Genomic DNA, 17993 nt, shown 5'->3' with positions numbered 1-17993 from the left:
GGTCGCGACGGGGTTCGTCGGCCACGGCCGCCCACCGCCGGCCGGACCCCTGCTGTCCGGCCGGTCCGGAACGTCCACGCGATCGCGACGCTCACCTGCCGGCGATCGCTCCACCCCCGCCCGCTGCGGCGTCCGGCCCCGCGACGACGGCTTCGTCCGTACTCACTGCACCCGCCGCCCGTCGGCCAGGGATACGACCGCAGCAGCAACGATCCGCGAACCGGAAGGAATTCGCCCGGGGTGGCCGGCCGCCCACGGCGAAGACCGTGTGCATGAAGTGTTCCGGGCAGGGGAGCCGGGAGGCCCCGGCCACAGGAGGTTTCATGTTCGACGGCTTCACGTTGGCACGCCGTGAGGGCAACGGGGTGCGGTTGCGGGTGCGTCACGGCGGCGAGGGCCCGGCCGTCCTGCTCCTGCACGGGCACCCGCGTACGCACGCCACCTGGCACCGCGTCGCGCCGTTGCTGGCCGCAGCGGGTCACACGGTCGTCTGCCCCGATCTGCGCGGATACGGAGAGTCCGACAAGCCCCCGACCGACCCGCGGCACAGCCCGTACTCCAAGCGTGCCATGGCCGGTGACTGCCTGGCGGTCATGCGCGGGCTCGGACACGACCGGTTCGCCGTCGTCGGGCACGACCGGGGCGCGTACGTGGCCACGCGCCTTGCCCTGGACCACCCCGAAGCCGTGTCCGCCGTCAGCGTGTTGGACGCCGTTCCCATCGGGGAGGCGCTACGGCGCTGTGACGCGACGTTCGCCGCCGCCTGGTGGCACTGGTTCTTCCTGGGGCAGACCGGCAAGCCCGCCGAACGCGTCATCAACGCCGACCCCGACGCCTGGTACCAGGCCAGTGCCGAGCAGATGGGGGCCGAGGCGTACGACGACTACCGCCGCGCCATTCACGACCCGGCCACCGTGCACGCCATGTGCGAGGACTACCGCGCCGGCCTCGGCATCGACCGCGAGCACGACGACGCCGACCGGCGGACCGGCCGGCGCATCGTCTGTCCCGTGCAAGTGCTGTGGGCCGTCCACGACGACATGGCCGGCCTCTACGGCGACGTGCCGGGCGTCTGGCGGGACTGGGCGGCAGGCCGGCTAGAGGGCTCCCCGGTCGACTCCGGACACCACATGGCCGAGGAGGTTCCGGAGACACTCGCCGCCGCACTGCTCGCCTTCTGGGCGGGGCCTACTTCACCTTGACCGTGACCGTGGGCGAGAAGACCTTCCCGGACCCGCTGACGCCCGCGATCCGCAGATGCTCGGTGCCCTTGGTGTTGAGCTTGGCGACCAGGGCGTATGAACTGCCCTTCCGGACCTTGGCGGTCGCCCTGAGCGAGGTCCACTTGCCGGACTTCTCGTGTTGGAGCACGAGCGGCGAGCCGACCTTCAGGCCCTTCGTGCGGCCGGTGAACGTCACTTCGTCCCCGGCCTTCACGTCGGTCTTGCCGGCCTTCACGGTGATCGAGGCCATGGCGCCCGGGGTCGGGGACGCGGCCAGGGCTCCGGCCGTCCCGCCGGAGAGCAGCGCCCCACAGAGGGCACCGGCGCCGAGCGTGCGAAGGCAGTGGTGACGGAGTACAGAGGTCATGCGCGTCTCCCGTCCTGTCGTTCGATCGACCTTCCCAGGCTGCCCCGGGGGCTCCTCTCCCGCCACTCGGTCACGCGCCCCGTCGACCGCGGGGCCCGGACAGCGGCCCGGCGGAACGGGATCCGCCGGTCGCGGTGATCGTAGGGAGATGCGCCGGGGCCCGCGCCGGACACCTTGGCACGGCGGGCGCCCCTGGTGAGACTGGCGGTCAGCCGGGTGAGCGCCTCCGAGAAGGCTCCGGCGGACCAACCTCTCCACTGCGCAAGGGAGTTCCCATGTCTTCGTGCAAGCGTGCGGCGGCCTTCGTGTTCGTGGCCACCGCGGCCTTGACCGCCCTCGGCCCGCAGGCCATGGCCGTACCCATGCCCTGGGAGACCAGCAGGACCCCCACGGTCGTCACCCACGGCACCCCCACGGCGGACGGCGGGAGCGGCACGATCACCGTGCGGTGCGCGCCTCCCTGCTACCAGTAGGCGACCGCGTCCTGGGCACCCGCGCCGGAACGGCGGTGCGGGTGCCGGCGACGTTGCGCACACCGGGAGTTCGCGAGATCCGGCGAGATCCGGCGCACCGGCAGCCTCGCCGATCGGGCCGCGGAGCGTGGCCCGGGGGTACTTCGGCACGTCAGGGGTACGCGTGTGCGGCGCCCCCTCGCAGGCGCACCCGTGGGCAGCACCCGGACAAGCAGTGGGAGATCAGATGAGGCTCCGCCAGTCGGCTCTGGCGCCGTTCCGGTGCTCCGCACCCGTGTTGGGCGGCCGTTACCGCCTGGACGCGGTCATCGGCTCGGGCGGCGCCGGCGAGGTCCACCGCGGCTTCGACCTGCGTCTGCGACGACCGGTGGCCGTCAAGGTCTTCCACGCCGGGGCCGGTGGCGACGGGGAGGACGGCTTCCACCACGAGGCGGTCGTCCTCGCCCGGTTGCAGCACCCGGGCCTCGTCACCGTCTACGACGCCGGCCGGCACGACGGACGTGCCTACCTGGTGATGGAACTCATCGAGGGCCCCACGTTGAAGGCGCGCATCGCCGAGGGCCCCCTGGTGCCCGGGGAGACCGCCGCCCTCGGGGCCGGCCTCGCGCGTGCCCTGGCCCACGCGCACGACGCGGGGATCGTTCACCGCGACGTGAAACCGTCGAACATCATCCTGGACACGTCCGGTCGCCCCCACCTCACCGACTTCGGCATCTCCCGGATGCTGGACGCCACCACCCGCACCGCCACCGGCACCCTCGTCGGCACGGCCGCCTACCTGTCTCCCGAGCAGGTGCTCGGCCGGCCCGTCGGCCCGGCCGCCGACGTCTACGCCCTCGGGCTGGTGCTCCTCGAATGCCTCACGAGCCGACTCGAATACGACGGTGCTCCCCTGGAGGCCGCGATCGCGCGGCTCCACCGGCGGCCCGAACCGCCCGCGTCCCTCCCGCGGGAGTTCGCGGCCCTGCTGGGGGACATGACCGCGCTGGAAGCGCAGGTCCGCCCGTCGGCCGACGACTGCGTCCGGGCTCTGGCCGCCCTCGCCGAGCCGAACGGTCCCAGGCCCGTCCCGCACCCGGCCGGCATCACGAGCCTGCTGCCCGAGCAGGTACCGGCGCGGGTCGACCGGACACACCAGCAGGCGCCGCGCGCCGCCGGTACGGCCGCGCCGAAGGCCCCGTCCGCGCGCGGACGCCACCGGGTGGCCGGTGCGGCCGCCGTGCTGGCGGCCGCCGTGGCCGCCACCGTCGCCGTGTCCGACGGCCCCGCGCACCACGCGGCGGCACGGGCGGTGAGCAGCCCCTCCGCGAAAGCCGGCACCACGGACGCGTCCGCTCCCGGCGACGAGGCCGGGTCCGCCCCTGCCGAGCCCACCGCACGCGACGTTCCCGCCGGGCGGCTTCACGCCCCCGGTGCCGGCCCGGCCCCCGGTCGAGCGTCGAGCTCCGCCTCCGCTGTGCCGGGCCCGGAGCGGACGACCGGCACGGCCGCCCACGGCGGCACACGGCCACACGCACACGACGGTGCACCGGGTGCGTCGGACAGCGGGGTCGCGCGAACGTCCGGAACGGCGGCGCGGGGCAAGAAGGGAGCGGGCCCCTCCGGTAACTCCTCCGGCAAGCGGCCCCTCAAGTCCCGGAAGGCCCAAGAGGTCCGGCAGAAGACGGTCCGGGAGAAGGCGGCCCGGAAGAAGGACGCGGACTGAGCGTGCGTGCCGTCGGGCTCGCCGGCGGCCGGCAGTGCGTGCCCGCACGCCCCGTGCGTGTCAGGGGCACCGGGATCCCGGGCAGAGCCGCCGGTGTGGTTCCGTGCGCCGGGGCCTCGCCGTCCTGAACGGCCCGCCGCCCGCTGGGAGGTCGCCCACTGGGACAAGACCCTGGCCGGTCTGCCGGAGCGCATCCCCCTGCCCGCCGACCGCGTGGAGCGGGCGCCGTCCGGGCGCCCGGCGCACCCCGCTGGCGACACGGTCGCCTTCACCGTCCCCGCGGACGTGCACCGGAGGCTGCTGGAGGTGGCCGCGCAGGAGCGGGCCAGTCTGTTCCTGGTGGCGCACGCCGGGCCGGCCGCGCTGCTCACCCGTCTCGGTGCCGGTACGGACATCCCCATCGGCACGGCGGTCTCCGACCGTGCCGATGGGGAGCTGGACGGCCTCGTCGGCTTCTTCGTGAACACGCTCGTCCTGCGCACCGACACCTCGGGAGAGCCGACCTTCCGTGAGCCGCTCGGGCGGGTCACGGAGGCCGACCTGGCCGCCTTCGCCCACCAGGACGTGCCCTTCGACCTGGTCGTGGAGACGCAGGGGCCACGGCGGGCGGCGAGCGGGCGGGCCGTGTTCGGCCGGTCCCCGTTCCAGGTGATGCTGGTGCTCACCCCGGCCCTCCCCGAACGGCTGGAGCTGCCGGGCGTGTCCGCCACGGTGGACCTGGCCGGCCGGGGCTCCGCCGGCTTCGACCTGACCTTCGGCCTGTTCGAACGGCGGGACGCCGACGGCACCTGCCGCGGCCTCGACGGCGTCGAGTACCGGACCGACCTGTTCGACCGGTCCACCGTCGAGTCCCTCCGCAGCCGCTGGACACGGCTGCTGCGCACGGTCGCCGCCACCCCGGACGTCCCGCTCCACGACATCGACGTGTCGGCGCCGCAGGACGGCTGAGGGGAACGGGAACCGGATCGGTCGAACGACGCCCGGCCGCAGTGCGATCCCGGAGCCGCCCGTCCGCAGTCGAACGGGCCGCTCCGCGCGGACGACATCCGCCCCGGACCGTCACGTCCGTTCGGGGGTGCTGCCCGCCGGCCGCGCACCGGCGAGCCAGCGGGTGACCAGGAGGTCGAGGTCGGTGTCGGTGACGGGCCGGCGGCCGAGGAAGCGCTGGAACATGACGGGGCCGACGAGTTGGGCGAAGTCGGCGGTGGTTATCCGCGTGCCGGAGGGTTCGAGGAGCCGGTTGAGGGCCTGGTGGCGGTCTTCGCTGATCCCCGCGAGGGCGTGGGCGGCTTCGGGGTCGCGGTCGGCCTGGGCGGCCAGGGCCATCAGCGCGCCGGTGGTGGCGGGGTCGTCGAGTCCGTGCCGCAGGCTCTTCAGGTACGCGGTGATGACGGCCTGTGGGTCACTGCCGGGCTCGGGGTACAGGGAGCCGTCGCCGGATTCGAGCATCACGTCGACCAGCAGTGCTTCGCGGGTGGGCCAGTGCCGGTAGAGGGTCTGGCGGGTGACCTGTCCGCGCTCGGCGAGCAGTGAGTAGGTCAGTGCCGTGGGCCCGACGTCCGCGAGCAGCTCGCGGGCGACGGTGAGCACTCGGTCGCGGGTGCGGCGGACCCGGGGGTTGGAGAGGTCGGGCCGGGAAGGGGAGGCGTCAGTCACACGACAATCATACGAGGTGTATGTTTAACTCGATTCATACAGGTTGTGTGATTGTCGGCGGCTCCGGCCGCCTCGACAGAGCAAGGGAGACCCTCGTGGCCGTCATGGTCGATCCGGACGCCGGCACCTTCACCGTGCTGGTGTCCTTCACCGTCCCCGCCGAGCGCCGGGAGGAGCTGGTGGAGACGATCCGCACCTTCGTGGAGAAGGAGGTGCGCCACCGGCCGGGTTTCGTCTCCTCCACCGTCCACACCAGTCAGGACGGCACCAGGGTGATCAACTACGCGCAGTGGGCGAGCCGTGAGGCGTTCGAGGCCTTCCAGGCCGACGCCGGTGCCATGAGCCGCCGCGGAGTGATCCCCGAGTTCCAGCGCGACGGCCAGCCCTACGACATCGCCTTCCAGGTCACCGCCGCAGCCTGAGGCCGCCCCACCGGGCCGGCACGTCCCGGCGCGTTCGTTCCTCTCTCCGTACCACCGTTGTCCGCAAGGAGACCCCCATGCCCACCGCTGTCACCTTCGACCGCTACGGCGGTCCCGAGGTCCTCACCCTCACCGAGGTCGCCCTGCCCGAGCCCGCGCCCGGCGAGGTCCGGGTCAAGGTCAGGGCCGCGGGGATCAATCCCCTGGACAACAAGATCCGCCGGGGTGAGCTGGCCGGCCTCTTCCCCGTCGACTTCCCCGTCGTGCCGGGCGTGGACGCCGCGGGCGTCGTCGACGCCGTCGGATCCGACGTCGGCGGCTTCGCCGTGGGCGACGCGGTCTTCGGCGTCACACCGGCGGGCTCCTACGCCGAGTACGCGCTGATGCCCGCCCCCGTGGCCAAGCCGGCCGCACTGTCCTGGGAGGTCGCGGCCGCGCTGCCCACCGTGGGGGAGACCGCCTTCCGCGCGCTGAAGCACCTCGGCCTCGACTCCGGGCAGACCCTGCTCGTCCATGGCGCCGCCGGCAGCGTCGGCGCGATCGCCGTGCAGCTCGCCGCCGCCCGTGACATCACCGTCGTCGGCACCGCGGGGGCCGGCGATCTCGACCGTGTCAGCGGCCTCGGCGCGACGGCGGTCACGTACGGGCCGGGCTGGGCGGAGCGGGTGCGCGCGGCGACCCCGCAGGGCGTGGACGCGGTGTTCGACACCTCCGGCGCCGGTGTCCTGCCCGAGTCCGTGGAGCTGGCCGGCGGACCCGATCGCGTCATCACGATCGCCGACATGGACGCCGCTCGGTACGGGGTGCGCTTCACCGGCGCGGATCCCGCCGACCGCGCCCCAGAGGCGCTGCCCGAACTCGCCGGCCTCGCCGCCTGTGGACGTCTCACCGTCGAGGTCTGGCGCACCTACCCCCTGAGCGAGGCGGCCCGGGCCCAGGACGACATCGACCACCGCCGCAACCGCGGCAAGATCATCCTTCTTCCCTGACCGTTCGCCGGCCCGGCGGATGTGCCCGCCGCCCGGGGCGGGCGAGGGACAGGCCGCTCCGGACACGCCGGCCGGTCACCTCCGCCCGCAGGCGGCGCACACCCTGCCCCCGCCGGCCGGGTCGGTCCACCCGTCAACCCGGACCACGTTCCCGCCCACGTTCCGCCCCCCGGTGGCCGACCGGGCCCATGCAAGGACAGCACCCCATGACCACGCCCCCCTACACCGAGCCCGCCCTCGAAGGATTCGAGCACCATCACGCCGAGGTCAACGGCACCCGCCTGCACTACGTGACAGGAGGCAGCGGCGAACCGCTGGTCCTGCTGCCGGGCTGGCCCCAGACCTGGTGGCAGTTCCACAAGATCATGCCCGCGCTGGCCGAGCGGTACCGGGTCGTCGCCGTCGACTACCGAGGCATGGGCGGCTCCGCGAAGCCCGCCGGCGGGTACGACAAGAAGACGATGGCCCGCGACATCTACGAGCTCCTCCGCCACCTGGGCCATGAGCGGGCCCACATCGCGGGCGAGGACATCGGCGCCATGGTCGCCTACGCCTTCGCCGCCAACCACCCAGAGGCCACCATCAAGCTGGCCCTCTGGGAGGTCGGCCACCCCGGCGACGTCTTCAACGAACTCCGCATGCTGCCCCAGCCCGGCCGGCCCCACCTGTGGTGGTTCGCCTTCAACCAGGTCGAAGAGCTCCCCGAACAGCTCCTCCAAGGCCGCTACCGCCTCCTGATCGACTACCTCATCGGTCTGGAGGCCCTCGATCCGGACGCGATCGACGAGGCCAGCCGCACCCTCTACGCCGCCGCGTACGAGCAGCCCGGCGCGGTCCGCGCCTCCAACGCCTGGTACCAGACCTTCGGCCAGGACATCGAGGACGCCCGCACCTACGCCCCGCTGAGCATGCCGGTCCTGGCCCTGGGCGGCATGAACTTCGCCTTCGTCCCCGCCCTGCTGGAGGGCAAGGCCACCGACGTGCGCTACGTGGAACTCAAGGGCGTCGGCCACTACATCTCCCAGGAGAGGCCCGAGGAACTGACCGGCGAGCTGCTGACGTTCTTCGGCTGAGCCGACCCACGCGGGCCGACGGCTGAACGGCCGCTCCGGGCATCGCAGGTGCACACGGACACCGGGCTCAGCGGTTGAACGTCAGGCGTGGTGCGGCGTTGCGGGCCAGGGCGTGGGCCTGGTCGGGCCACCAGGCGCCGGCCGGCGGGTCGACGATGCCGTACTCCGGGTCGATCGTGCCGCCGGTGTTCCGTGTGCAGCTGCCGTCGGACTCACCGGGAACCTTGATCCACAGGTAGGCGTCGACGAGGGGGACGCCGGTGTCGGCGGTGGGGCGCGGACCGAGGCCGCGGCCCGGCGCGTTGCACCAGGCCTCCGGATCGCCGCTGTACTTGCCCGGCTTCGGGGTCCAGGCGCCCAGGCCGTTGCGGCTGGTGTCGATCACGAAGTGCCGCAGCCGGCCGGCGGGCGGGGTGCCCACGTTCTGGTCGAACCAGGCGTCGGTCCACCGCCAGGTGGCGGGGTCGGCGGAGGAGACGCTGTTGCCGGGGGTGCCGTCGTTGGGGGCGGCGGACGAGTAGTACTGACTGGCGCACCTCTCGGTGTGGCCGCGTGCCTGCTCGGGTCCCTCGGTGGCGTACCACATGCACTTGGCGATCCAGGTGCCGTACCTGGCGTTGTGCTCGGTCGGGTGGGTGTTGGACACGTTCAGGGCGAAGCCGTCGCCGTACTCGGCCCCGGCGTCCAGCAGCCGCCGCGCCATGTCGCCGACGGAGCGCCACTGGACGTTGCCCGAGTCCAGGTAGACCGCGGTGCGCGGTCTGGCCTTCAGGGTCCTGACCGCGTAGGCGAGGTCGGCGACGCGGGCGGCCGTGAGTTCGCCGGTCGGGTCGGTGGAGGGTCCGCAGTCCTTGGGGAGCAGGGCCACGCCGTCGGGTTCGACGACGACCACCGCCCTGCGGTCGCCGATGCCGGCCGCGAAGGCGTCGATCCACTGTCGGTAGGCGGCGGAGTTCGTCGCTCCGCCGCTGGAGTACTGCGTGCAGTCCCGGCCCGGGACGTTGTACGCGACGAGGACGGGCGTCCGGTTCACGGCCCCGGCCCGGCGGACGAGTCGGTCCACCTTGACGCGCACCTCGGCGGGCGTCCCCTCGGTGAACCACTCGGCCTGCGGCCAGCTGGCGAGCCTGGCCATGTTCGTGGCGTTCTCGACGTTACCGTTCCCGAAGTCGACGAGCGCCTGCTTCGCGGCCTTGCTGTGCGGGTCCGCGTAGAACTTCGTGGCCGGGGTGATCCCGCCCCGTGCCGGTGCGGAGTGTGCCTGTGCCTGTGCCGTGGTGAGGGCGGCGCACGCGGTGAGCGCCGCGACGACGCAGGCCGCGCGGCCTCGGAAGCTGCGTGTTCTCAAGGGTTGCTCCTCGGAGTCGGTGGGGAAGGGTGCGCTGCCCGTCAGTAGCCGTAGATCATCTTGTAGGCGACCTCCGGCAGGAACTGGCCCGCCGAGGAGCCGGCTCCCACGCCGCAGTTGCCGTCGGACTCGCCCGGGGTCTTGATCCACAGGAGCATCTCGGCGCCTCCGCCGAGCCGGGTGGGCGTACCGATGCGACGGCCGGAGGGGTTGCACCACTGCCCGTTGGAGCCGTTGCCGTTGCGGCTGGTGTCCACGACGAACGGCTTGGTGTAGCCGTAGCGGGCCTGGAGTTCGCGGTTGACGGCGTTGCCGTAGGCGGTGTTCTCGGCCGTGGAGAAGTAGTTGGAGATGTTGAGCGAGAACCCGTGGGCCTGCCGGAGGCCTGCCTCGTGCAGCCGCTGGGCCATGGTCGCCGCGCCGGCCCAGCCCGGGTTGCCGGCGTCGAGGTACACCCAGGTGTTGGGCGCCTGGCGGTTGAACTGGGACAGGGCCCCGGTGAGCATGCTCTGGCGTTCGGCGATCTGGGCCGGGGTCATGCAGCCGTAGTCCCCGAGGGAGTCCGGTTCGAGGACGACGACGGCCGGGCGGCCCGCGATCCCGCCGGCGAACTGGGCGATCCAGGTCGCGTAGGCGGACGGCGAGGCGGCTCCGCCCGCGGAGTGCCCGCCGCAGTAGTCGCGGTTGTAGATGTTGTAGGCGACCAGGACGGGCAGTTTGTCCCGGGAGTCCGCGGCTCCCGCGTACGCCCCCGTGGCGGTGCCGATGGTGCCGCTCCAGGAGCCGAACCAGCGGGCCGCCGGGGTGCCCGCGATCGAGGCGGCGATCGCGGGGGCCCGGCCGTCGCCCGGGTTGGCGGCGACCCACCGCTGCGCGCTGGAGTCGGGATCCACGTAGAAGCCGTTGGTCAGGGTGGTCGGGTCGGCGGCGTGGGCGGACGGTGCGAAGGCGAGCGCGAGCGGCAGGGCGCAGAACGCTGCGAGGAGCGTGCGGACTCGGCGGCGCATGACGGTACCTCGTTTTCCGGGCGGGGACGCGTCACGCGCTCTCGTCCCGAGCGTGCGACGCACTGGGGAAGTGCGGTGGTATGACGTCCCGTTGCGTCGGCGGTCTCTGCGCCGGGACGGCACACCCGAGGGCCGGCAGAGCTCTGGGAGCGCTCCCATTTGGAAGCGGTTCCAGGCGTCGGAGGGCCTTCCGGGTGTGGTCGGTATCGTGTGGCGGGCCGTCAGAGCTGTCAAGGGGCGGCGTACGACGACCCGTTCGCCGCGTAGCGCGTACGGGGCCCGTTTTTCCGGGAAGGAAACTGGAAGCGCTCCCAGTTCCTGAGCCGCCGGGGCCGCGTTCCGGCTGCCGTCCCGCGCCGGACGGGTGGCGGGGGCGCGGGAGGGGATGAGACGCTTCCCGTCCGGCCGAGGGGGAAAGGCTCATGGCCCATGACAGAAGACGCCGCGCGTCGGCATCCGAGGCTCGACGAGGTGGCCGGTCTGGCAGGCGTGTCCCGTTCCGTGGCCTCACGTGCCCTCAACAACGCCCCGCACGTCAGCCGCGCCAAGCGGGAGGCGGTCGAACGGGCCGCCCGGCAACTCGGATACGTCCCCGACCCGACCGCCCGCGCACTGGCCACGCGCCAGACCGGCGCTGCCGCCCTCGTCGTCTCGGGAGAGGATCCCTCGATCTTCGCGGACCCGTTCTTCGCCCAGGTGATCGTCGGTGCCTCGGCCGCCCTGGAGGAGGCCGGCCTGCACCTGATGCTGTGTCTGGCCGCCACCGACAGGGGCCGCGAGCGGGTGGAGCGACTCCTGCTGTCCAGGGGGGCCGACGGTGTGATGCTGATGGCGCTGCGTGAGGACGATCCGCTGGCGCGGATGGCCGAGGCGGCGGCGGTACCCGTCGTGTTCGGCGGACGCCCGGTCGGTCTCGTGCCCCGGTGGTACGTGGACGTCGACAACGCCGGCGGGGCGCGTGAGGCGACCGAGTACCTGATCTCGCTCGGCCGGACCCGCGTGGCCACGATCTGCGGGCGGCTGGACACCGAGGCCGGGCGCGCCCGTTACCGCGGCTACCGGGACGCCATGCTCGCGGCCGGGCTCGACCCGGTCCCACCGCGGGAGGGGGACTTCACCGAGCCGAGCGGGGCCGCCGCCATGGCCGCACTGCTGGCGCACCACCCCGACGTGGACGGGGTGTTCGCCGCCAACGACAACATGGGGGCGGGAGCGCTGCGCACGTTGCGGGAGGCCGGCCGGACGGTCCCCGCCGATGTCGCCCTGGTGGGCTTCGACGACCTGACCGTCGCCCGGATCGCCGACCCGCCGCTCACCACCGTCCACCAGCCCGTCACGGCTCTCGGACGGGAGATGGCGCGGATGCTCGTCGCGCTGATCGACGGACAGGACCCCACCCCGCTGATCCTCCCCACCCGTCTCGTCCCCCGCTCCAGCGCCTGACGGCGGTGCCCCGGACCCCGCGCTCCGGTGTGCCGTCGGGGCCGGACGCGGGCGGTCGGCGCGGGGGGCCGGGTCGGTTCAGGGCACGGACAGTTCGAACCGTGTGACGCGGACCGCGCCGCCGAGTGCCTGGGTGGCGTGATTGAAGAGGGCGAAGCGGTATCCCATGAAGAACCGCCAGTCGTTGCCCATGGTGAAGGCGGGCCCCAGGCGGGTGAAGGTGACGCCGTCGGTGCTGAAGGAGAAGGTGCCGGGCCGTGGCGCGCCGGGGCGGATGTCCGCGGTCGCGCGCAGCCAGATCCGGCCGCCGGAGACGGGCGCGCTCGCGGCCTCGGTGCCGGTGCCGGTGGTGTTCCAGTTGCCGTCCATGGTCAGTCCGGTGACCATCACGACCCGCGTCGCGCCGCCGTCGCGTTTGAGGCCGATCCACGCCGAGGAGTCACGCAGCAGGGCGAGCCCGGCCCGGTCGCCGTCCCGCATCGCGGAGTGGTCGAGCTGGACCGTGGCGGTGGAGGTGGGGCCCTGGATGCGGTGCGTGAGGGTGTTGCGGGCCCAGTAGAGGTCGTTGGTGACGGTCGCGGTCCGCAGCGTCAGGCCGTTGCCGGCCGACCACTTGGTGCCGTCCGGGTTGTGGTTCCACTCCCACCGCGGGCTCAGGACCGTACGGTCGAAGGTGTCGACGCCGGTCATGGGGGTGACCTGGCGGGGTGGGGCAGGCACGGCCGGGGTGGGATAGGAGGTGCCCCAGGCGCCGTTCACCAGCGTCACGACGGGCCAGCCGTCCGGGGTCCAGGTGACCGGGGCGAGGACAGGCATCCGGCCGCCGGGGTACGCGTCGACGAAGGCCATGTAGTACCAGGCGCCGCTCGCCGTCTGCACCAGTCCGCCCTGGTGCGGGACGCCGCCACCGGGGATCGGTCCGCGCAGGTCGAGGAGGACCTGCCGCATCGTGTACGGGCCGAAGGGGCCGCCGGACGACTGCAGGATGTACTGGCCGTTCGCGGGGCGGGTCAGGAAGATGTAGTACCGGCCGTTGATCTTGTAGAAGCGGGAGCCTTCGAGGGTGCCGACGCTCGCGGGCGCCGTGAAGACCTGCTGGGTGCGGACCTGGCCGGTGCCGTCGGGGGAGAGCTGGGCCACGCTGATGGTGGTGTTCCCGTACGCCACGTACAGGGTGTCGTCGCTGTCGACGAGCAGCCCGGCGTCGTAGTAGGGCGTGCCGATCGTCGTCAGCCTGTTCCACGGCCCCTCGACGGCGGTGGCGGTGTAGACGTGGGTCCGGGCGAAGTCGATCTGGCCGAGCCAGTAGAACGTCCTGTTGCTCGGCCGGTAGGCCAGCGACGACGCCCAGACTCCCCTGACGTAGCCGCGGGCCCCGTTGAGGTCGTACTTGGCGCCGAAGTCGAGCACGGGCACCGAGTGGCCGGCGATCTCCCAGTTCACCAGGTCGTACGAGCGCAGGACGGGGGCGCCCGGTGAGTAGTGCATGGTCGAGGCCGAGGCGTAGTAGGTGTTTCCGACGCGGATGACGTCGATGTCCGCGAAGTCCTGCCAGATCACCGGGTTCGTGTACGACGCGGCCGCGCCGGGGGCCGGCGCCCGGGTGGGGACGGAGGCGGCGGCCCGGGCCACCCCGGCCGGGGGGAGGAGGGCGCCGGCGGCCAGGCCGGTGAGGGCGGCCAGCGTGCGGCGACGGGAAAGCGACTGAAGAGGCTGGAATTGATGCGTCCATGACATGTCCATCGAGCGGCGTTCCCCTCGAGTCGTGGGGTGTGCGGGAGTGGCGCCAGCGGTTCGCTATATCGAACGTGTATCGAAATACCGAGCCTTCTGGATGATAGGGAGCCGTCGGCACCCGTCAACCCCCCTCGCATGCTTCGGATGACGCATCGAAACATTCGAACGCGATCCGGCGCCGCTCGCGGCGGTGGCGGACGGCGACGGGTGACGGCGCCCTCCCGCCGAGAGTGCTGTTGACATGTTCGGCGACGTGTCTACTATCCGTGGCACTCCGTGTTTCCGAATGGCTACCGAAATTTCGAACCGCCGCCCAACCGCCGCCCATCCTCTCTGAATGTCATGGGCAGGACATGACTGTGAAGGAGCCCCTTGGTGCTCAGACGATCAGGCGGGCGACTGCTCCGCCTCCTCGCGGCCGCCGCGCTGACGGTCGCCGCCTCCGTGACGGCCTCCGCCCAGTCCACCGCCTCGGCCGCCCCGGGCAGCCCGGCGCTCACCCCGCCCCTGGGCTGGAACAGCTGGAACAGCTTCGGGTGCGGGGTCACCGAGACCCGGGTCCGTGAGGCCGCCGACGCGATGGTGTCCTCGGGCATGCGGGACGCCGGCTACCGCTACGTGGTCGTCGACGACTGCTGGTTCGACCCGCAGCGGGACGCGGCGGGCAACCTGCGGGCCGATCCGGCCAAGTTCCCGAGCGGCATGAAGGCGCTCGGTGACTACATCCACGGCAAGGGCCTGAAGTTCGGCATCTACCAGGTGCCGGGCGAGCGCACCTGTGCGCAGGCCACCGGCGGTTACCCGGGATCCACCGGCAGCAGGGGCCACGAGACCCAGGACGCCGCCACCTTCGCCTCGTGGGGCGTCGACTACCTGAAGTACGACTGGTGTTCCTCCAGCGGAACCCGTGACGAGCAGGTCGCACGGTTCACCCTCATGCGCGACGCCCTGCGCGCCACCGGGCGGCCGATCGTCTACAGCATCAACCCCAACAGCCTGCACGCCATCACCGGTGCCAGCTTCAACTGGGGCGAGGTCGCCGACCTGTGGCGGACCACCGAGGACCTGCTGGACATCTGGCAGAACGGCAACACCAACAGCTATCCGATGGGCGTCGGCAACGTCCTGGACGTCACCGCTCCGCTGGCGGCGCAGTCCGGCCCGGGACACTGGAACGACCCCGACATGCTGGTCGTCGGCCGTCCCGGCCTGACCCTGACCGAGTCCCGCTCGCACTTCGCCCTGTGGGCCCTGCTGGGCGCCCCGCTCATGGCCGGCAACGACATCCGCACCATGTCCGCCGACGTGAGCGCGATCCTGCGCAACCCCCGGCTGCTGGCGGTCGACCAGGACGCACTGGGCGCGGGCGGACGCAGGGTGCGCGACGACGGCGCCACCGAGGTGTTCGCCAAGCCCCTGTCGGACGGCTCGGTCGCGGTGGGCCTGTTCAACCGGGGCGGCGGCGCCACGACGGTCACCACGACGGCCGCCCAAGTGGGGCTGTCCGGCAGCTCGTTCACCCTCACGGACCTGTGGACCGGCGGCACGTCGCGCACGTCCGGACAGATCTCCGCCGAGGTCCCCGCGCACGGCACGGCCGTGTTCCGGGTGACCGGTGGCACCCCGCTGACCGCCACCACCTCGCGTCTGAGGGGCGGCGCGTCCGGCCGCTGCGCGGACGTGGACAACGCCTCCACCGCCGCCGGGGCCACCGTACTGCTCTGGGACTGCCACACGGCCGCCAACCAGCTGTGGACCACGTGGGCGGGCGGCGAGATCCGCGTCTACGGCGACAAGTGCCTCGACGCCTACGACCAGGGCACCGCCAACGGCACCCGGGTCGTCACCTGGCCCTGCAACGGCCAGGACAACCAGAAGTGGACCATCGGCTCCGACGGGTCGATCCGCAACGTCCACGCCGGACTGTGCCTCGACACCGAGGGGGCCGGCACCGCCGACGGGACGCGGCTGGTCCTGTCGGCCTGCAACGGCCGGGCCGGCCAGAAGTGGAGCCGCGCATGAGGGACACACCGGACGGCGGCGCACCCCCGGGCCGGCGCCACCAGGAAGCCCCGAGGACCGGGGCCCGCCCGTCACCCGCCCGCCACAGGAGGTTCGTCCGGGCGGCCACCTGGACCGTGAGCCTGCTGCTGGCGTTCGCCGTCCTCCCCGCCGCGGTGCGGCCCACGGCGGCCAGGGCCGACAACCCGATCGTGCAGCACGTCTACACCGCGGACCCGGCACCGCTGGTGTACGACGGGCGGGTCTACCTCTACACCGGCCACGACGAGGACGGTTCCACCTACTTCACCATGAAGGACTGGCGGGTGTGGTCCTCCGCCGACATGGTCAACTGGACCGACCACGGCTCACCGCTCGCTCTGACCACCTTCGCCTGGGCGTCGTCCGACGCGTGGGCGGGGCAGGCCGTGCAGCGCAACGGCCGGTTCTACTGGTACGTGCCCGTGAAGAACCGGGCCACCGGCCGGATGGCCATAGGCGTGGCGGTCTCGGACAGCCCCACCGGCCCGTTCCGGGACGCCCTGGGCCATCCGCTGGTCGAGAACGGCGAGATCGACCCGACCGTCTTCATCGACGACGACGGCCAGGCCTACCTGTACTGGGGCAACCCGAACCTGTGGTACGTCAGGCTGAACGCCGACATGACCTCCTACGCGGGCGGCCCCACCCGGATCCCGCTCACCACCGCGGGGTTCGGCACCCGCACCGGCGACCCCGACCGTCCCACGCTCTACGAGGAAGGCCCCTGGGTCTACCGGCGCAACGGCCTGTACTACCTGGTGTTCGCGGCCAGGTGCTGCTCGGAGTTCATCGCCTACTCCACGGCGCCCGGCCCGACCGGCCCCTGGACCTACCGCGGGACGGTCATGCCCACCCAGGGCGGCAGCTTCACCAACCATCCGGGGATCGTCGACTTCAAGGGCGGTTCGTACTTCTTCTACCACAACGGCGCACTGCCGGGAGGCGGTGGCTTCACCCGCTCGGTCGCGGTGGAGAGGTTCTCCTACCAGGCCGACGGCACGATCCCGGCGATCGGCATGACGAACACCGGCGCTCCCCAGGTCGGCACGCTCGACCCGTACGTACGCCAGGAGGCGGAGACGATCGCCTGGGGGTCCGGGATCGAGACCGAACCGGCCGGTGAAGGCGGAATGAACGTCGGCTGGATCGACAACGGCGACTTCGTCAAGGTCAAAGGCGTGGTCTTCGGAGCGGGCGCGACCTCCTTCACCGCCCGCGTGTCCTCCGGCGGTGCGGGCGGCACGGTCGAACTGCGCCTGGGCTCACCGAGCGGGACGCTCGTGGGCCGGTGCGGTGTGCCGAACACCGGGGGCTGGCAGGCCTGGACGTCCGTGACCTGCCCGGTCAGCGGTGCCACCGGAACCCAGGACCTCTTCCTGCGGTTCACCGGCGGCAGCGGCTACCTGCTCAACATGGACTGGTGGCGGTTCACCCCCCGCGCCACCGTGGCCGCACCGCGGTGACCCGGTGCGAGAACAGGGGTCCTTCACCCGAAGCACACGAGCGGGTTCCGGTGTCACCGCGCGGCTCCGGTACGGAAAGGCCAGCCCGACCACCGCGCGGTGATTGTTGGTTAGGGTGGCGGTCGATGGCCGACTCCCGTGCCCTTGGCGGGGTGACGGACGGGCCGGGGCGAGTGCGGGGCCGCGACGGCCGACGGTTCCTGCGCGGGGCGGGCCGGACGTCGGCCCCGACGGGAGGGCGCGGTGCATCGCATCTGCCGGATGGTCCGAGACGGTGTACGGCGGGAGACGGGCGCGCTCAGCGGCCCGCCCACGGGCCGACCCGCCATGGTGGGCGCGTGAGCGGCCGGCCGGCGTCCGCGGCGCTGCCCCGGCCGGTGCGCGCGTGGCTCGGGCTGGTCGCGGTCCTCGCCGCGCTGGTGGTCGTCGTGCTCGGGGTGGTGTACGCCGGCCGCGGCGGGCCCGGCAGAGCGGACCGGTGGATCGTCCCGCCGACGGCGGACAGCGTGCGGCCGCCGTGGCGGCGCGTCGCCCTGGCCATGGACTTCCTGGGGGAACCCGGCGGAGCGCTGATGCTGGTCGCGGCCGTCGTGACGGGCTGCCTGCTGCTCCGGCGGCCTCGCGCGGCGGTGCTCGCCGTCGCCGGCGCCGCCACGGCCGTGGGGACGGCGACGCTGCTCAAGCACCTGGTGGGACGCACCATCCACGGCGAGGGCAACCTCTCGTATCCGAGCGGCCACACCGCCTTCCTCACCGCGCTCGCCCTCGCCGTGGCGCTGCCCGAGGCCGGCCGGCTCGGCCTCGGCAGGGCGGCCGGCACCTCACTCGTGCTCACCGCGGCGCTGGCGGCCGGCGCCGCCATGGGCTGGGCGCAGGTCGCCCTGGGCGCGCACTACCCGACCGACGCCCTCGGCGGCTGGTGCACCGCGCTGGTGGTGACACCGGCGACCGCGTGGCTGGTCGACCGGACGGCCGACCGGGTGACCGGCCGGCCCGGCGGTCGGAGGGTAAACACCGCTTCCTCCGGCCGCCGTTGACGGCACG

The 17993-nt window shown here is 73.0% G+C and carries 16 protein-coding genes; 11 read left to right on the top strand and 5 right to left on the bottom strand.

Annotated elements, in window-relative coordinates:
- Positions 1-323 precede the first annotated feature (323 nt).
- Complete coding sequence (locus ACZ4VF_RS14465; protein WP_467926063.1) at positions 324-1202, top strand: alpha/beta fold hydrolase; 879 nt, start codon at positions 324-326, stop codon at positions 1200-1202.
- Here the strand turns inward: ACZ4VF_RS14465 and ACZ4VF_RS14460 are convergent.
- Entirely contained in the window at positions 1189-1590 is a 402-nt protein-coding gene (locus ACZ4VF_RS14460; protein WP_467926062.1) for a hypothetical protein, read from the bottom strand. The genes ACZ4VF_RS14465 and ACZ4VF_RS14460 overlap by 14 nt on opposite strands.
- A 275-nt stretch (positions 1591-1865) precedes the next feature.
- Here ACZ4VF_RS14460 and ACZ4VF_RS14455 point away from each other — a divergent pair, with 275 nt between their 5' ends.
- The 3 genes from ACZ4VF_RS14455 to ACZ4VF_RS14445 all read left to right on the top strand — a co-directional run bounded on the left by ACZ4VF_RS14455 (position 1866) and on the right by ACZ4VF_RS14445 (position 4716).
- Complete coding sequence (locus tag ACZ4VF_RS14455) at positions 1866-2063, top strand: hypothetical protein (RefSeq protein ID WP_467926061.1); 198 nt, start codon at positions 1866-1868, stop codon at positions 2061-2063.
- A 226-nt stretch (positions 2064-2289) separates the two neighbouring features.
- Positions 2290-3768, top strand: coding sequence for a serine/threonine-protein kinase (locus ACZ4VF_RS14450; protein WP_467926060.1), 1479 nt, complete (start codon positions 2290-2292; stop codon positions 3766-3768).
- 93 nt (positions 3769-3861) lie between these two features.
- Positions 3862-4716 carry a condensation domain-containing protein gene (locus tag ACZ4VF_RS14445; RefSeq protein ID WP_467926058.1) on the top strand — a complete coding sequence of 285 codons (855 nt, stop codon included), beginning with the start codon at positions 3862-3864 and terminating at the stop codon, positions 4714-4716.
- A gap of 111 nt (positions 4717-4827) precedes the next feature.
- Here the strand turns inward: ACZ4VF_RS14445 and ACZ4VF_RS14440 are convergent, their stop codons facing one another.
- Positions 4828-5424: a TetR/AcrR family transcriptional regulator gene (locus tag ACZ4VF_RS14440; protein WP_467926057.1), complete on the bottom strand. Its 597-nt coding sequence runs from the start codon at positions 5422-5424 to the stop codon at positions 4828-4830.
- Positions 5425-5528: 104 nt separating this feature from the next.
- Between ACZ4VF_RS14440 and ACZ4VF_RS14435 the strand changes: the two genes are divergently transcribed.
- The 3 genes from ACZ4VF_RS14435 to ACZ4VF_RS14425 all read left to right on the top strand — a co-directional run bounded on the left by ACZ4VF_RS14435 (position 5529) and on the right by ACZ4VF_RS14425 (position 7908).
- Positions 5529-5846 carry a putative quinol monooxygenase gene (locus ACZ4VF_RS14435; protein ID WP_467926574.1) on the top strand — a complete coding sequence of 106 codons (318 nt, stop codon included), beginning with the start codon at positions 5529-5531 and terminating at the stop codon, positions 5844-5846.
- Positions 5847-5923: 77 nt separating this feature from the next.
- Positions 5924-6835, top strand: a complete 912-nt coding sequence (locus tag ACZ4VF_RS14430) for an NADP-dependent oxidoreductase (RefSeq protein ID WP_467926056.1) — start codon at positions 5924-5926, stop codon at positions 6833-6835.
- Positions 6836-7041: 206 nt separating this feature from the next.
- A complete protein-coding gene (locus tag ACZ4VF_RS14425; RefSeq protein ID WP_467926054.1) occupies positions 7042-7908 on the top strand; it encodes an alpha/beta fold hydrolase in 867 nt (288 codons plus the stop codon).
- A 67-nt stretch (positions 7909-7975) separates the two neighbouring features.
- Here ACZ4VF_RS14425 and ACZ4VF_RS14420 read toward each other — a convergent pair whose 3' ends face one another.
- Both ACZ4VF_RS14420 and ACZ4VF_RS14415 read right to left on the bottom strand, forming a co-directional pair.
- The gene (locus tag ACZ4VF_RS14420) at positions 7976-9256 is read right to left on the bottom strand and encodes a glycoside hydrolase family 6 protein (protein WP_467926053.1); all 1281 of its coding nucleotides are present in this window, start codon (positions 9254-9256) and stop codon (positions 7976-7978) included.
- A gap of 41 nt (positions 9257-9297) precedes the next feature.
- A complete protein-coding gene (locus ACZ4VF_RS14415; protein ID WP_467926052.1) occupies positions 9298-10263 on the bottom strand; it encodes a glycoside hydrolase family 6 protein in 966 nt (321 codons plus the stop codon).
- A 429-nt stretch (positions 10264-10692) separates the two neighbouring features.
- On the opposite strand from ACZ4VF_RS14415, the gene ACZ4VF_RS14410 reads away from it, so the two are divergent.
- On the top strand, positions 10693-11706 hold the full coding sequence (locus ACZ4VF_RS14410) for a LacI family DNA-binding transcriptional regulator (RefSeq protein ID WP_467926051.1): 1014 nt from the start codon (positions 10693-10695) through the stop codon (positions 11704-11706).
- 78 nt (positions 11707-11784) lie between these two features.
- On the opposite strand, the gene ACZ4VF_RS14405 is transcribed toward ACZ4VF_RS14410, so the two are convergent.
- The gene (locus tag ACZ4VF_RS14405) at positions 11785-13449 is read right to left on the bottom strand and encodes a glycoside hydrolase family 43 protein (RefSeq protein WP_467926049.1); all 1665 of its coding nucleotides are present in this window, start codon (positions 13447-13449) and stop codon (positions 11785-11787) included.
- Positions 13450-13818: 369 nt separating this feature from the next.
- On the opposite strand from ACZ4VF_RS14405, the gene ACZ4VF_RS14400 reads away from it, so the two are divergent.
- The 3 genes from ACZ4VF_RS14400 to ACZ4VF_RS14390 all read left to right on the top strand — a co-directional run bounded on the left by ACZ4VF_RS14400 (position 13819) and on the right by ACZ4VF_RS14390 (position 17986).
- Positions 13819-15465, top strand: coding sequence for a glycoside hydrolase family 27 protein (locus ACZ4VF_RS14400; protein WP_467926048.1), 1647 nt, complete (start codon positions 13819-13821; stop codon positions 15463-15465).
- Positions 15466-15581: 116 nt separating this feature from the next.
- Positions 15582-16949 carry a glycoside hydrolase family 43 protein gene (locus ACZ4VF_RS14395; protein WP_467926573.1) on the top strand — a complete coding sequence of 456 codons (1368 nt, stop codon included), beginning with the start codon at positions 15582-15584 and terminating at the stop codon, positions 16947-16949.
- A gap of 338 nt (positions 16950-17287) precedes the next feature.
- Positions 17288-17986 (top strand): phosphatase PAP2 family protein, encoded by a 699-nt coding sequence (locus ACZ4VF_RS14390; RefSeq protein ID WP_467926047.1) that lies wholly within the window; start codon positions 17288-17290, stop codon positions 17984-17986.
- The last annotated feature ends 7 nt before the right edge of the window (positions 17987-17993 follow it).

The sequence above is a fragment of the Streptomyces sp. NPDC029151 genome (assembly GCF_055564315.1).
The sequence above is the reverse complement of the archived record's forward strand: the minus strand, read 5'-3'. Positions and strand labels throughout refer to the sequence as shown.